This window comes from Duganella rivi, from assembly GCF_009857435.1.
In the GTDB taxonomy this organism is placed as follows: domain Bacteria; phylum Pseudomonadota; class Gammaproteobacteria; order Burkholderiales; family Burkholderiaceae_D; genus Rugamonas; species Rugamonas rivi.
The window spans coordinates 33,226-47,833 of sequence record NZ_WWCK01000001.1 but is presented as its reverse complement, the minus strand read 5'-3'; the positions used below and the strand labels follow the sequence as shown (position 1 = coordinate 47,833).

The window sequence follows — 14,608 nt, the reverse complement described above, 5'->3', positions numbered from 1 at the left end:
CGTTCCCACACAAAAAGTTGAATTAGTTATAAGGATGATTTTACGTCAAACCAATCTTGCACTGCACAAAAAGTTGTGCAGTGCGGGGGAGGCAAAATTGCAACAGACTGTGGCAGGTAGGGGCGAAAAAAAACCCCGCGTCGCGGGGTTTTTTCACATCAGGGCTTGGTAATTAAGCCGACTGGATGTTGGAAGCTTGCTTGCCTTTAGGGCCTTGCGTGACTTCGAACTGAACTTTTTGACCTTCTTTCAGGGTCTTAAAACCGTTCATGTTGATTGCGGAGAAGTGAGCGAACAAATCTTCGCCGCCGTCATCTGGAGTGATGAAGCCAAAACCTTTGGAATCATTGAACCACTTAACAGTACCAGTTGCCATAAAAAGAACTTTCTAAATTAAAACCTATCACACGAGCCATAAAAGCAAGAAGCTTCTTGCCCCTCTCCTCACGCCCACTTCTTATCACCTTGTACATTTCTGCACGCAGCCGATAACGCATTGTTAGCGCACCAAATTTGAAAGTCAAGCAGATTTGTGGGCATTTTGCTACTTTTAAGACGAATGACGAAAAAGCAACTCTTGATTTCGGGGAAAGGGGCGCCATCTGCGCCAAGTTGAGAAAGCGCGTAAGATGGAAAACAATTGGATATGTGCAGCGAAATGCACATTGCATCAACCACGAAAGCATTAGAATATAAGCGTATGGCAACCAAGCAAGATACCGAAACCCTCTTGGAGCGGCAAACGCTGAAGCCGCCACCGTTGTACCAGGTGGCGTTGCTGAATGACGACTACACCCCAATGGAATTTGTGGTCGCAATCATTCAAGAGTATTTCAACAAAGACCGAGAGACCGCCACGCAAATCATGCTCAGTGTGCACCGCTACGGCAAGGGGGTATGCGGCGTGTTCTCTAAAGATATAGCCTGTACCAAAGTGGAGTTCGTTTTAACGCATGCGCGCAAGGCAGGGCATCCCCTGCAGTGCGTGATGGAGGAAGTATGATTGCGCAGGAATTGGAAGTAAGTTTGCACATGGCGTTTGTCGAAGCCCGACAGGCACGGCACGAATTCATCACGGTAGAGCACCTGCTGCTGGCCTTGCTGGACAACCCTTCGGCCGCCGAAGTGTTGCGCGCATGCGCCGTCAACATTGAAGATCTGCGCAAAACCCTGACCAACTTTATTGGTGATAACACCCCGACCGTGCCTGGCACGGGCGAGGTCGATACCCAGCCGACGCTCGGTTTCCAGCGCGTGATTCAGCGCGCCATCATGCACGTCCAGTCGGCCTCGAACGGCAAGAAGGAAGTGACCGGCGCCAACGTGCTGGTGGCCATCTTCGGCGAGAAAGATTCGCACGCGGTGTACTACCTGCACCAGCAGGGCGTGACCCGTCTCGACGTGGTCAACTTTATCTCGCACGGCGTGCGTAAAGATCAGCAATCGGACACCGCCAAGGCGTCCGAGGGCGTGGAAGAGGGCGCACCGGCCGGCGAAGGCCAGAGCAAGGAAAGCCCGCTCGACCAGTTCACCCAGAACCTGAACAAATCGGCCGCCGACGGCAAGATCGATCCGCTGATCGGCCGCGAAGAGGAAGTGGATCGCGTGATCCAGATCCTGTGCCGCCGCCGCAAGAACAACCCGCTGCTGGTGGGCGAAGCGGGCGTGGGCAAGACGGCCATCGCTGAAGGCCTGGCTTACCGCATCACCCAGGGCGACGTGCCGGAAATCCTGCAAAACGCCGTGGTGTACTCGCTCGACATGGGCGCGCTGCTGGCCGGCACCAAGTATCGCGGCGACTTTGAGCAGCGCCTGAAGGCCGTCCTCAAGCAATTGAAGGACAATCCGAACGGCATTCTGTTCATCGACGAGATCCACACCATCATCGGCGCCGGCTCGGCGTCGGGCGGCACGCTGGATGCGTCCAACCTGCTGAAACCAGCCTTGGCCAACGGCCAGCTGAAGTGCGTTGGTGCGACCACCTACACCGAGTTCCGTGGCGTGTTCGAGAAAGATCACGCGCTGAGCCGCCGCTTCCAGAAAGTGGACGTCAACGAACCGACCGTCGAGCAGACCGTGCAAATCCTGCGCGGCCTGAAGTCGCGCTTCGAAGAGCACCACGGCGTGAAATATTCGTCGTCGGCGCTGTCGACTGCAGCTGAATTGGCGGCCCGCTTCATCAACGACCGCCATCTGCCGGACAAGGCCATCGACGTGATCGACGAAGCCGGTGCAGCGCAGCGCATCCTGCCGAAATCGAAGCAGAAGAAAACCATCGGCAAGAGCGAGATCGAGGACATCATCTCGAAGATCGCGCGCATCCCGCCGCAAACCGTCAACCAGGACGACCGCAGCAAGCTGCAAACCATCGACCGCGACCTGCGCAACGTGGTGTTCGGCCAGGATCCTGCGATCGAAGCGCTGGCCTCGGCCATCAAGATGGCGCGTGCTGGCTTGGGCAAGACCGACAAGCCGATCGGCTCCTTCCTGTTCTCCGGCCCTACCGGCGTCGGCAAGACCGAGGTGGCCAAGCAGTTGGCCTTCATCCTTGGCATCGAGCTGGTGCGCTTTGACATGTCGGAATACATGGAGCGTCACGCCGTGTCGCGCATGATCGGCGCGCCGCCGGGCTACGTTGGTTTCGACCAGGGCGGCCTGCTGACCGAAGCGATCACCAAGAAGCCGCACACCGTGCTGCTGCTGGACGAGATTGAAAAAGCCCACCCGGACATTTTCAACATCCTGCTGCAAGTGATGGACCACGGCACGCTGACCGACAACAACGGCCGCAAGGCGGACTTCCGCAACGTGATCATCATCATGACCACCAATGCGGGCGCGGAATCGCTGCAAAAATCGACTATTGGTTTCACCACCTCCAAGCAGGCTGGCGACGAAATGGGCGACATCAAGCGCATGTTCACGCCGGAGTTCCGCAACCGCCTGGACGCCATCATCAGCTTCCGCGCGCTGGACGAGGAAATCATCCTGCGCGTGGTCGACAAGTTCCTGATGCAGCTGGAAGAGCAGCTGCACGAGAAGAAAGTCGAGGCAGTGTTTACCGAGAAGCTGCGCGCCTACCTGGGCAAGAAAGGTTTCGACCCGCTCATGGGCGCACGCCCGATGTCGCGCCTGATCCAGGACATGATCCGCAAGGCCCTGGCCGACGAGCTGCTGTTTGGCCGCCTGGTCACTGGCGGCAAGGTGGTGGTCGATCTGGACGACAAGGATGTGGTCAAGCTGGACTTCCCGGAACCGCCGGATGCGGCGCCAAGCCAGCCGCCGGAAACGGTCGAAGTCGACTAAATACGGAACCCGCCACCCGGCGGGTTTTTTTCGTGCCGCGTGCGGGCAAGCTGTGCCAAAATTGTCGTTCCATTCGACAACCTTTGACCCTGTCCATGAACCTGTCCCGCCCGCTTGCCTTGATGTTGATGTCCGCCGGTTTGCTGTCGTCCGCGATGGCGGCCGAGGCTTATTACCGCTATCCCGCCATCCGTGGCGATAACGTCGTCTTCACCGCGGAGGGCGACTTGTGGAAGACCAGCGCCCACGGTGGCGCGGCCCAGCGCCTGACCACCCATCCGGCCGCTGAAACCAACGCCGCCATCTCGCGCGACGGCAAGTGGGTCGCGTTTTCCGCCGCCTACGAAGGCGCGCAGGAAGCGTACGTGATGCCGCTGGCGGGCGGCCTGCCCAAGCGCATCAGCTTCGAGAACGGCGCCGTCGCGGTGCTGGGCTGGAGCGCGCAGGGCGAGGTGCTGGTCAGCATGGCCAGCGGCACCGGGCCGGGACGCAGCATGGTGATTGCTGCCGTCAAGCCGGACAGTCTGCAACGCCGCATCTTCCCGCTGGCCGATGCGCACGACGCGGTGCTGGACGATACCGGCAACACGCTGTACTTCACCCGCAACGGCTTGGCGCTGACCAATGACAACGTCAAAGCGTATCGCGGCGGCGCCTACGCGCAGCTGTGGCGCTACGATGTGAGCGGCAGCGCCGAAGCGGTGCAGCTGCTGGCCTCCGATGCCGGCAACAACAAGCATCCGATGTGGTGGCAGGGCCGCGTCTACTTCATCAGCGACCGTAGCGGCTCGGCCAATCTGTGGTCGATGGCGGCCGATGGCAGCGACCCGCGCCAGCTCACCAAGTACACAGATTGGGACGTGCGCAATGCCGCCATCGGCGAAGGCCGCATCGTCTATCAGCTGGGCGCAGATTTGCACGTGCTCGATCTGCAAAGCAGCAAGGATGAACAGCTGGCGATTAGCCTGGTCTCCGACTTTGACCAGCAGCGCACGCGCCAAATCCGCTCGCCGCTGGAGAGCCTGACCAACGTGCAAATCGCCGGCAAGTTTGAACGCATCGTGCTGACCGCGCGCGGCCGCGTCAGCGTGGCCGGCACCGGCGCGCAGCGTCGCGTGGAAATCGCCATCCCGGAAGGTTCGCGCGCACGCCAGGCAGTCTTCAGCCATGACGACAAATCCATCTACGCGATCGTCGATACCACTGGCGAAAACGAAATCTGGAAATTTGCCGCCGACGGTTCGGGCAAGGGCGAGCAGTTGACCAAGGACGGCAACAACCACCGCTGGCAGCTCTACCCATCGCCGGACGGCCGCTGGCTCGGTCACACCGACAAGAAGGGCCGCTTCTGGTTGCTGGATCTGGCCACCAAGGCCAACATCGTGATCGATGACGCGGGCAAGGTCGGTCTCGGCGACTATGACGAAATCGCCTGGTCGCCGGACAGCAAAAACCTCGCACTGGTGCGCGCCGCCAGCACCGAGCAGCGCAACCAGATTGGCTTGTACAGCATCGACAGCAAACAACTGAGCTTCGTCACCAGCGACCGCTACACCTCGCGCGCGCCGGTGTTTTCGCCGGACGGCAAATGGCTGTACTTCCTCTCGGCCCGTAACTTCCAGCTGGCGAATGGCTCGCCGTGGGGCGACCGCAATATGGGGCCGGTGTTCGACAAGCGCACCGCCATCTTCGCGCTGGCGCTGCAACCGGAGAACCGCTTCCCGTTCAAGCCTGACGATGAGTTGAGCAAGCCGGGTGATAAACCAGCCGAAGGCGCAACCGAGCAGGCCGCAGAGAAGGCTGCCGAAAAAGCCGTCGCCAAGGCTGCGCCGAAAGCCGCCGTAAAAGGCTCGCCGGCGATTGTCTACGCCGGCCTCGCGGAGCGCCTGTATGAAGTGCCGCTGGCCGCCGGCAATTACCGCTCGCTGCAAGTGGACGATAAGCGCCTGTACTTCCTCGATGCCGATGGCGGCGACGGCAAAGCCAATCTGAAAACGCTGGCCATCGCCAGCAACGGCCCGCAGCCGGAATTGTTCGTGGCCGGTGTGCGCGAGTACGATCTGTCGCAGGATAAGAAGCACGTCTACTACCGCACCTTCGGCGCTGGCGCCGGCGAGATGCTGGTAGTTGATGCAGGCGCCAAGGCGCCGATGGATGTCAGCAAAGCCAAGATCAAAGTCGATGACTGGACGTTCACCTCCAATCCGCGCCTGGAATGGAAGCAGATGTTCAACGACGCATGGCGCATGCACCGCGACTTCCTGTACGACGTCAAGATGCGCGGCGCCGACTGGCCGGCCGTGCGCGCCAAGTACGCGCCGCTGGTGGATCGCGTGACTGACCGCGCGGAGCTGGACGATGTGCTGGGCATGATGATTAGCGAAGTCGGCGCGCTGCACTCGCAGATTCGTCCCGGCGATATTCGCCGTTCGGCGTCGGAAGGAACGCCGGCAGGTTTGGGCGCGCTGCTGTCGCGTACTGCCGAAGGCTATCGCGTGGATCACATCTACGCCAGCGAACCGGAACTGCCGTCCGAACGCGGCCCGCTGGCGCAAGCCGGCGTGGATGTGAAACAGGGCGACATCATCACCGCCGTCAACGGCAAGCCGGTGCTGGAGGCGCGCGATATCGCCGACCTGCTGCTCAATCAAGCCGACAAGCAAGTGCTGCTGCAAGTGAAGCGCAAGGCTGAAACGCGCTCAGTAATCGTGCTGCCGGTGAACATGACCAAGCATGCCGCGCTGCGCTACAGCGATTGGGAGCAGTCGCGCGCGCGCCAAGTGGAGGCAGTATCCAAGGGCCGCATCGGCTATCTGCATCTGCGCGCGATGGGGCCGAACGACATCGCCTCGTTTGCACGCGACTTCTACGCCAATGTGAACCGCGATGGCTTGATCATCGACGTCCGCCGCAACAACGGCGGCAATATCGATAGCTGGATCATCGAGAAGTTGCTGCGCAAGGCGTGGGCCTTCTGGGCGCCGCCGGGCGTGGCGCCGTCGCCGAATATGCAGAACACCTTCCGCGGCCACCTTGTGGTGCTGATCGATGAATACACCTACTCGGACGGCGAGACTTTTGCGGCAGGTATCAAATCGCTGGGCCTTGCGCCGCTGGTCGGCAAGCGCACTGCGGGCGCGGGCGTTTGGCTGTCCGATAACAATCGCCTGAGCGACAACGGCATGGCGCGCGTGGCCGAGATGGGCCAGTTCCACGTCGAAGACGGTCAATGGCTGATTGAAGGCGTGGGCGTGTCGCCGGACGTGGTGGTGGACAATCTGCCGCACGCCACCTACCAGGGCCAGGATCGTCAACTGGAAGTGGCGCTGGAGATGCTGGCTAAAAAAATGAAAGAGCAGCCAGTGAAACCATACGCGCCGCAGACCATTCCGGGACTGAATGTCCGAAATTGAACAGTAGCGCGTTCACTATCGGACAAAGCCGCGCCGTAAAACGCGTGGCATGGATGTTGCAGTTTGATGCGATAACTTCATAACAGGATTGAACATGGACTTTCGCATCGGCTGGCGCACCTTGATACAAGAACCGGCATACGCCTTGACGGCGATACTGAGCCTGAGCATCGGTTTGGCGGCGAGCCTGCTGCTGCTTGGCTTTGTGCGTTACTCGATGGAGTACGATCGCCATGTGCCGGAGGTGGAGCAGGTGTACGTGGTGAAGCATCACTTCAATGTGGAGCCGTCGTCACCGCTGTTCGATATCGCGCCGATGTTCTTGCGCGAGCTTGCGCTGAAGATGCCGGGCGTGGTTGACGCCACCAGCTACATCCCAGCGCGTCCCGAGATTACGCCGTTGACGGTGCGGGCAGGCCGTAATCTGCTGACGGTGCGCGGCTTGATTGTGCTGCCGGGTTTTCCATCGCTGCTCGGCATGCGCGCGCTGCAAGGCGATCTGTCTACAGCGCTGGAACGGCCGGATCGCTTTGTTATCACCGATGCCGCTGCCGTGCGCATGTTCGGCACGCGCGATGCGCTGGGCCGTACCATCACGGCGGAAGGGCATACCATGCAGGTGGGGGCGGTGGTGGCAGCGCCGCCGGCCAATACCACCATTCCGTTTGAGTTGCTGTTCGGCGTGAATGGCGCGGTGGTGGAGCCGGACATTCGCCACGAAATGCTGACCGGCGAACATGGCTGGATGACCAAGATGCTGCTGCGTCTACAGCCCGGCGCATCGCTGCCTGATATTCTGGCGCGCTTGCAACAGGCCGTCGACAGGGCGCCAAGCCTCAATCAATTCTCTCCTGAAGCGCGCGAACGGCTCGGCCAGCGCAAGGCCATCGAGCTAACCATCTCTCCGCTGCGCGACGCCTACTTCGATGACAAGATCGCCAATAGCTTTATTGCGCTGCCGGGTGACCGCGCCAATCCACGCGTGGTTGGCGGGCTGGCGCTGCTGGCCGCGTTGATTCTGCTGCTGGCTGCGATCAACTACGTCAACCTCACCACGGTACGCGTGCTGCGCCGCCAGCGCGAAATGGCGATGCGCAAAGTGCTGGGTGCGGGCGTGCCGCAGATTGTGCTGCAATTCCTGCTGGAGTCTTTGCTGGTGGCCTTGGCCGCGACCGCGCTTGGATTGTTGATGGCGTGGCTGGCGCTGCCGGTCTTTTCGCAACTGGTGAATCGCCAGCTGGACGGCTTGTTCTCGCCGCAGAATATCGCGCTGGCTTTCGGCATCGGCGCGCTGCTCGGTATTGTAACGGCGGCTTATCCTGCATGGATTGCGCTGCGCGTGCATCCAACGCAGGTGCTGGCAGGGCGGCCCGATATGGAATCGCGCGGCAGCATGCAGTGGCGGCGCGCACTCACCGTGATGCAGATCGCCACCGCGATGGGATTGGCCAGCGTAACCATCGCGGTCGCATGGCAGACCGATTACGCCATGCGCGCCGCGCCGGGCTTCGATCCATCGCCGCTGGTGATCGTCGACATGCCGGGGCACGTGAGAGATGCGGACAAGGCGCAGCGCTTCGTCTCCGCTTTGCAGGCGCAGCCCGGCGTGGCGGGTGTAGCGGTTTCCGAAGATCCAGTCGGCCGACTCGATTGGCTGTGGACACGAACACTCAAACGTCCCGGCGGCGCGGCAGCATCGATGGAGATGAAAATGGTCAGCGCCAATTTCTTTGAACTGTACGGCATCGCACCGGCGGCAGGGCGCTTGTTCCAATCCAGCGCGGACAAGGACAACGATGCGACGACGATGGTGCTGAACGCCGTCGCCGCGCGCGAACTTGGTTTCGCCAGCGCCGAACAGGCGGTAGGGCAGAGCGTGACCTTTACTGGATTCGATAATGCCGTCATCACCGCGCGCATCGTCGGCATCGCGCCGGAGCTGCGCTTCCGTTCACTGCACGAACAGCCTGCGGCGACTGCCTACGCCTTGGGCAACCAAGGCATGGTGCTCAGCGTACGGGCAGCCGGCGCACCGGCGGAAGTCGAGCGCGCCGCGCAAGCCCTGTGGCCTGGCTACTTCCCGGACGCCATCCCGAAAATCTACCGCGCTGAAGACGTACTAAAAGCCCACTACGCCGAAGACGCGCGCATGGCGAAATTGCTGGCAGTAGCAAGCAGCATAGCATTGGCGATTGCAGCCTTCGGCACCTACGTCCTCTCGGCCAACACGGTGCAACGCCGCGCCCGCGAAATCGTCCTGCGCAAACTCCACGGCGCGCGCCGCAGCGACATCGGTTTATTGGTCGTACGCGAAACCGGCGCCATGATCCTGATTGCCGCCGCCATCAGCCTGCCCATCGCCTTGGTGCTGATCGAGCGCCACCTAAGCAGCTACATCGACCGCGCCCCTATCGGCTACTGGACACTGGCCTTGGCACTGCTGCTTACCCTAAGCACCGCCCTCATCGCTATCACCCGCCACACATGGGCTGCCATGCGCCTACCGGCAGGGCAGGCCTTGCGTAGCTAGATGCTGGTCAGCGCCTTGAATTGCGGGGCGCGGCGGCGGGAGACTTCAATGGCGAGTTGATTGCGCAGGGTGAGATCCAGGCCACCGGCGTCGTTTGGTGCGGCTTGCTCGATGTGATCGAGATTGACGATGTGGCGGCGGCTGGCGCGGAAGAAGCGCTGCGGATCGAGCTTCTCTTCCAGTTGGTTCAAGGAGCGCAGCATCAGCGGTTGATTCTGGCCGAAGTAGACGCGCGTGTAGTTGCCGTCGGATTCAAACAGGCGGATGTCTTCCAGCGCCACGAACCAGCATCGCTCGCCGTCTTTGATGAACAGTTTTTTGCTAGCCGTTGATGCGGCCTCGCGGTGATGGCGCGCGGCGCAGCGTTGCAGGGCTGAGGCCATGCGCGCCGCCTGTATCGGCTTCTGCAAATAATCGAGCGCGTTCACTTCAAACGCTTGCAGCGCGTATTGATCGAAGGCGGTGGTGAAGATGACTTCCGGCGCCTCCTCCAATGCGGCCAGCATGTCGAAGCCGGAGCCGCCCGGCATTTGCACGTCGAGGAAAATCAAATCCGGCTTGAGTGCGAGGATTTGCTGCACGCCGTCTGCTGCGTTGACTGCTTCGCCCACAATTTCCACTTCGGGATGCGCCGCCAGCAGGCGACGCAATTCAGCGCGCGCAAGGCGCTCGTCATCGATCAGTAATGCGCGCATTACGCGGCCTCCGGTAAGGTGAGCGTGGCGCGTACCCAGCCACTGTTTTCCGATAAATCCAACTGCGCATTCGCGCCCAAGGCCAATGCCAGCCGCTTGCGCGTGTTGATCAAGCCGACCTTGGTGGAATTCGCAAACGGCACGATCGCACCGAGGTTGGCGATTTCGATATGCACCGAACCATCGTCCATGCGTTGTGCGCGGATGCGAATCTCGCTGCCGGTAGGACTGGTTTCAACGCCGTACTTGACCGCGTTCTCCACCAGCGTTTGCAGTGACATCGGCGGAATGCGCACCTGCTCCAATCCCAGCCCAATCTCCACGCTGACCCGCATCCGTTCTTCAAAGCGTATTTTCTCGATGGCGAGATAAGCCTGCACCGCTTCAATCTCTGCCGACAGCGGCACTGTATCGTGATGGCCCGACTGCAGCGCGTAGCGCATCACGCTCGCCAGTTGATCGATCATTTGCGCGGCGGCTTCCGGTTCTTCGTAAATCAGCGCACGCACGCTATTCATGCTGTTGAAGAAGAAGTGCGGATTGACCTGGGCCTGCAAGGCGCGCAGCTCCGCATCTTTAGCTGCGATCTCCAAACGCAGCGACTCTGCCTCCGCGCGGTTGGCGCGCCGCAGCGACAGCACCGCCATGTAGAAGACATTCCACACCAGGTAAATCGACCACCACGACATCAGCGCAGAAGGTATCCAGCTATAGCCGCGCACCATTTGGTTCGGCGTGAAGATCACAAAGCCCAGGAACTGCGCGGCCGTATGGATCGCACCCAGCGCCAGCACACCGCCCAGCACCATCTTCCAGCTGATACGCTGCCCATTGCGCTGCCGGTGTTTCAGCAACCGGTGCCACAAGCCGGAGATAATGATGCCGCTGCCGGCTCCCCACCACATCACCCAGATCAGGCCCGGCATCCGCGTCGCGCCCATGGCGCCGGCGAACAGGGGGAGGAAGCCCCAGCCGGCCAACTGGCAGATCCAGTACCAGTTCAAGCGGGCGAGCAGTGGACGGTCGTGAGTCATGGCTTAGTTCAGGAAGTTGTCGATACGATCATACATCCAAGCCGGATCGTCGTACATGATGAAGTGGCGCGCGTTGTCGGCGATTTCGATTTTGGCGCCTTTCAGCTGCGCGTACTGGGTGGTGTAGACGGCGGTGATGGCGGCTTTGGGCGCGTAGTCTTTGTAGGCGATCCAGGTGCCGAGAACCAGCGTTGGCGCTTTGATGCGGCCCACTTCTTGGCGCAGATCGGTGGCCGTCATATCGGCCATGGCGTCGATGACAGTGCGGCGATCCGACAAGCCACCGCGCACGATCGCTTTGTCGATGTCCTCTTGTCGCGTGATCATGGTGCGCATCATGCGCAGCTGTGCGGCCTTGAAGGTGGCCGGGTCTTGTCCTTCCATGTTGGCGCGCATGCCGGCCGCCATCTCTTTCAGTTGCGCCGGGGTGGCGCTGGGCATCTGCGCTGCGGCGACTGCGGGCAGGGTGTCGACGATCACCAGTTTGCCCACTTGTTCTGGGTGATTGGCCGCCAGTTGCATGCCGAGGAATCCGCCAAGGCTATGGCCGATGACGACTGGGCGGTCGAATTTGTTAGCCTTGATGTAGGCGCTCAGTTGTTGTTCGACGGCGGGCAGCAGCGGTTCGGCGATGGCGGGCTGGCCGGCGAAGCCTGCCAGCGTCAGGACGTGGCATTGGTATTTGCCGTCGGCGCAATAGTGAGCGACAGTGCCGTCCCACACATCGCCGCCCGAGCCGAGGCCTGGGATCAGGATGATAGGTGCGCCCTTGCCGGTGACGTCGACTTTGAAGGCGGGATGTTCGGCAGCGGCGGCGTGGCCCAGTGCGAAGGCGGCGGCGAGGGTGGCGATGATCTTGGTCAGCATGGCGTTCTCCGTTTGGTGAGTAAGTGCAGCCATGCTATCGGCGCGCCTCGGCGGCGGCGAGGGATTTGGGATGAGTGGTTTTGGCGCCGTGATGAACGGTAGCTAGCCCTCGGCTTTGAGTTTGCGCCAGAGAGTGGTGCGGCTAATGCCGAGATAATCGGCAGCGGCGTCGCGCCGGCCGCCAAAGCGGGCGAGCACGTCCGAGATGCGTTCGTCCGAAGGCGGCATGGCCGGAGCGGCCGCATCATGCAGCGCAGCGGGGCGGGCGGCAAGTTCCGGGGCGACGCTAAGGACGAAGGCGGGCGTCAGCGCCTGCAGCGGCTCGGCGGCGAGGAACAAGGCGAGGCGTTCGGTCAGATTGCGCAGCTCGCGCACATTGCCGGGCCAATCGTAGCGCTGCAACAGCGGCGCACACGCCATCATCTCCGCATGCAGATTCGGATGCGGCCGCGCGCCCAGCGACGCCAGCGCATTCTTTAGCGACCACTCAGCCAGCGACAACACATCCTCCGGCCGCGCGCGTAACGGCGGCAGCGTCAAACGCAGCACCGCCAGCCGATAGAACAAGTCCGCCCTGAAACGTCCCTCGCGCACGCGCTGTTCCAGGTCGCAATGCGTGGCGCTGATGATGCGCACATTGACGGGTATCGGCCGTGTGCCGCCGACCCGCACCACCTCGCGCTCCTCCAGCACCCGCAGCAAGCGGGTTTGCAGCGTCAAGGGCATCTCGCCGATTTCGTCGAGGAATAGCGTGCCGCGATTGGCCGCTTCAAATAGCCCAGCATGCCCGCCGCGCCGCGCACCGGTGAACGCACCTTCCTCGTGGCCAAACAACTCCGACTCTAGCAGCGACTCTGCAATCGCCCCGCAATTCACGGCGACGAAAGGCCGGTTCTGGCCCAGTGTGCGAGGCGCCTCGCGGTGGATTGCCTGCGCCACCAGCTCCTTGCCGCATCCAGTTTCTCCTTGTATCAGCACGGTCGCCGGCGATTTCGCATACAGCACCACCGATTGCCGCACCGTTTCCATCGCCGCCGAGTCGCCGCGCAGATCATGGATGCCATGCTTGGCGCGCAGCGTATCCGTGACTACCGCACCGCGCGCGCGGCTGCGGTTCGATTCCAGCTGCGTCAAGCGCGCCATCTCCAGCGCATCATCAAACGCGTGCCGGATCGACGCAGCCGAATACACAAACACGCCAGTCAATCCGGCTTCCTCGGCCAAGTCAGTAATCAAGCCCGCCCCGACAATCGCTTTAATGCCTGCCGCTTTCAAATCATTGATCTGCGCGCGCGCATCTTCCTCGGTCACGTAAGTACGTTGCGCTACGTCGAAACCGAAAGTGCTGGAGAACTCCGCCAATTCGGATAAGCGCTCTTGGTACGTGATGATGCCGATCCGCTCCGACACCCGCCGCGCACGCGCCAACGCCTGCATCACATCCAAGCCGCTGAACTTCGCAATCACCACCGGCACCGACAGGCGACCCTTCAGATAAGCCGCGTTGGAGCCGGCCGCAATCACCGCGTCGCAACGCTCGGTGGCGAGGCGTTCGCGTATGTGCTTGGCCGCTTCGTCGAAACCGAGATTGATCGGCTCAATGGTGGCGAGGCTGTCGTATTCCAGCGTGATATCGCGGAACAGGTCGGACAGGCGCGAGACCGAAACCGTCCAGATAACCGGCTTGTCGTTGGCGTCGAAGGGCAGGGGCGTGGAATGTCGCATGTTTCAATTATAGTTCAAATGCGTTTCAGTGTTTCATGTTGCAACATAGCGTGCGGCGTAAGTGATTGATTTGTATAGCTTGCTCATCTGGCACAGCCCTTGCACTAGAGAGCGCAACTTCAACGCATCACCGAAAGGTCACAACATGAGTCACTACTCCGCAGGCGCCGCGTTCCGCAAAGCCGTCCAGGAAGAATCCCCGCTGCAGGTCGTCGGCGCCATCAACGCCAATCACGCACTGCTGGCCAAGCGCGCCGGCTTTAAAGCGATCTACCTGTCGGGCGGCGGTGTAGCGGCGGGTTCGCTCGGCCTGCCGGATCTTGGCATCTCCAATCTGGACGACGTGCTGACCGACGTGCGCCGCATCACCGACGTGTGCGAGCTGCCGCTGTTGGTCGACTCGGACACCGGCTTCGGCGCATCGGCCTTCAACGTGGCCCGCACCGTCAAGTCGCTGATTAAATTCGGCGCAGCCGCTACCCACATCGAAGACCAGGTTGGAGCTAAGCGCTGCGGTCACCGTCCGGGCAAAGAAATCGTCAGCAAAGAAGAAATGGTCGACCGCATCAAGGCCGCTGTTGACGCGCGCACCGACGATCAATTCGTCATCATGGCCCGCACCGACGCGCTGGCCGTGGAAGGCCTCGACGCTGCCATCGAGCGCGCCGTCGCCTGCGTGGAAGCTGGCGCCGACATGATCTTCCCGGAAGCGATGATCACGCTGGAGATGTACAAGCAGTTCGCCGCCGCCGTCAAAGTGCCGGTGCTGGCCAACATCACCGAATTCGGTTCAACACCGCTGTTCACCGTGGAAGAATTGCGCAGCGCCGACGTGGGCCTGGTGCTGTATCCGCTGTCTGCTTTCCGCGCCATGAACAAGGCTGCCGAAAACGTCTACGGCGCGATCCGCCGCGATGGCACGCAGAAGAACGTGGTCGATACCATGCAGACCCGCGCCGAACTCTATGAGCGCATCAACTATCACGATTTTGAGCAGAAGCTGGACGCACTGTTCGCCGCACAGAAGAAATAAGAGGA

At 61.4% G+C, this 14,608-nt stretch carries 10 protein-coding genes; 5 read left to right on the top strand and 5 right to left on the bottom strand.

Features of this window, described 5'->3' with window-relative positions:
• Window positions 1-172 precede the first annotated feature (172 nt).
• Window positions 173-376, bottom strand: coding sequence for a transcription antiterminator/RNA stability regulator CspE (cspE, locus tag GTP45_RS00195; protein WP_008446468.1), 204 nt, complete (start codon window positions 374-376; stop codon window positions 173-175).
• A 324-nt stretch (window positions 377-700) separates the two neighbouring features.
• Between cspE and clpS the strand changes: the two genes are divergently transcribed.
• The 4 genes from clpS (at window position 701) to GTP45_RS00175 (ending at window position 9,249) form a co-directional block, all read left to right on the top strand.
• The gene (gene clpS, locus GTP45_RS00190; protein WP_092281587.1) at window positions 701-1,003 is read left to right on the top strand and encodes an ATP-dependent Clp protease adapter ClpS; all 303 of its coding nucleotides are present in this window, start codon (window positions 701-703) and stop codon (window positions 1,001-1,003) included.
• A complete protein-coding gene (clpA, locus tag GTP45_RS00185) occupies window positions 1,000-3,306 on the top strand; it encodes an ATP-dependent Clp protease ATP-binding subunit ClpA (protein ID WP_161011884.1) in 2,307 nt (768 codons plus the stop codon). Before clpS ends, clpA begins: the two co-directional genes overlap by 4 nt.
• Before the next feature lie 95 nt (window positions 3,307-3,401).
• Window positions 3,402-6,719, top strand: a complete 3,318-nt coding sequence (locus GTP45_RS00180) for a S41 family peptidase (protein ID WP_229258282.1) — start codon at window positions 3,402-3,404, stop codon at window positions 6,717-6,719.
• Window positions 6,720-6,813: 94 nt separating this feature from the next.
• A complete protein-coding gene (locus tag GTP45_RS00175) occupies window positions 6,814-9,249 on the top strand; it encodes an FtsX-like permease family protein (protein WP_229258281.1) in 2,436 nt (811 codons plus the stop codon).
• Here the strand turns inward: GTP45_RS00175 and GTP45_RS00170 are convergent.
• The 4 genes from GTP45_RS00170 to prpR form a co-directional block, all read right to left on the bottom strand.
• Window positions 9,246-9,944, bottom strand: a complete 699-nt coding sequence (locus GTP45_RS00170) for a LytR/AlgR family response regulator transcription factor (RefSeq protein ID WP_161011882.1) — start codon at window positions 9,942-9,944, stop codon at window positions 9,246-9,248. The genes GTP45_RS00175 and GTP45_RS00170 overlap by 4 nt on opposite strands.
• Window positions 9,944-10,978: a sensor histidine kinase gene (locus GTP45_RS00165; RefSeq protein ID WP_161011881.1), complete on the bottom strand. Its 1,035-nt coding sequence runs from the start codon at window positions 10,976-10,978 to the stop codon at window positions 9,944-9,946. Before GTP45_RS00165 ends, GTP45_RS00170 begins: the two co-directional genes overlap by 1 nt.
• Window positions 10,979-10,981: 3 nt before the next feature.
• Window positions 10,982-11,878, bottom strand: coding sequence for an alpha/beta fold hydrolase (locus GTP45_RS00160; protein ID WP_229258280.1), 897 nt, complete (start codon window positions 11,876-11,878; stop codon window positions 10,982-10,984).
• 69 nt (window positions 11,879-11,947) lie between these two features.
• Complete coding sequence (prpR, locus tag GTP45_RS00155) at window positions 11,948-13,570, bottom strand: propionate catabolism operon regulatory protein PrpR (protein ID WP_161011880.1); 1,623 nt, start codon at window positions 13,568-13,570, stop codon at window positions 11,948-11,950.
• A gap of 145 nt (window positions 13,571-13,715) precedes the next feature.
• Here prpR and prpB point away from each other — a divergent pair, with 145 nt between their 5' ends.
• A complete protein-coding gene (gene prpB / locus GTP45_RS00150) occupies window positions 13,716-14,603 on the top strand; it encodes a methylisocitrate lyase (protein WP_161011879.1) in 888 nt (295 codons plus the stop codon).
• Window positions 14,604-14,608 lie beyond the last annotated feature (5 nt).

Bases quoted from the DNA above. Each gene is read 5' to 3' on its own strand.
- prpR (WP_161011880.1), bottom strand. From the start codon at position 13,570: ATGCGACATTCCACGCCCCTGCCCTTCGACGCCAACGACAAGCCGGTT.
- GTP45_RS00170 (WP_161011882.1), bottom strand. From the start codon at position 9,944: ATGCGCGCATTACTGATCGATGACGAGCGCCTTGCGCGCGCTGAATTG.
- GTP45_RS00165 (WP_161011881.1), bottom strand. From the start codon at position 10,978: ATGACTCACGACCGTCCACTGCTCGCCCGCTTGAACTGGTACTGGATC.
- clpA (WP_161011884.1), top strand. From the start codon at position 1,000: ATGATTGCGCAGGAATTGGAAGTAAGTTTGCACATGGCGTTTGTCGAA.
- GTP45_RS00175 (WP_229258281.1), top strand. From the start codon at position 6,814: ATGGACTTTCGCATCGGCTGGCGCACCTTGATACAAGAACCGGCATAC.
- cspE (WP_008446468.1), bottom strand. From the start codon at position 376: ATGGCAACTGGTACTGTTAAGTGGTTCAATGATTCCAAAGGTTTTGGC.
- prpB (WP_161011879.1), top strand. From the start codon at position 13,716: ATGAGTCACTACTCCGCAGGCGCCGCGTTCCGCAAAGCCGTCCAGGAA.
- GTP45_RS00160 (WP_229258280.1), bottom strand. From the start codon at position 11,878: ATGGCTGCACTTACTCACCAAACGGAGAACGCCATGCTGACCAAGATC.
- GTP45_RS00180 (WP_229258282.1), top strand. From the start codon at position 3,402: ATGAACCTGTCCCGCCCGCTTGCCTTGATGTTGATGTCCGCCGGTTTG.
- clpS (WP_092281587.1), top strand. From the start codon at position 701: ATGGCAACCAAGCAAGATACCGAAACCCTCTTGGAGCGGCAAACGCTG.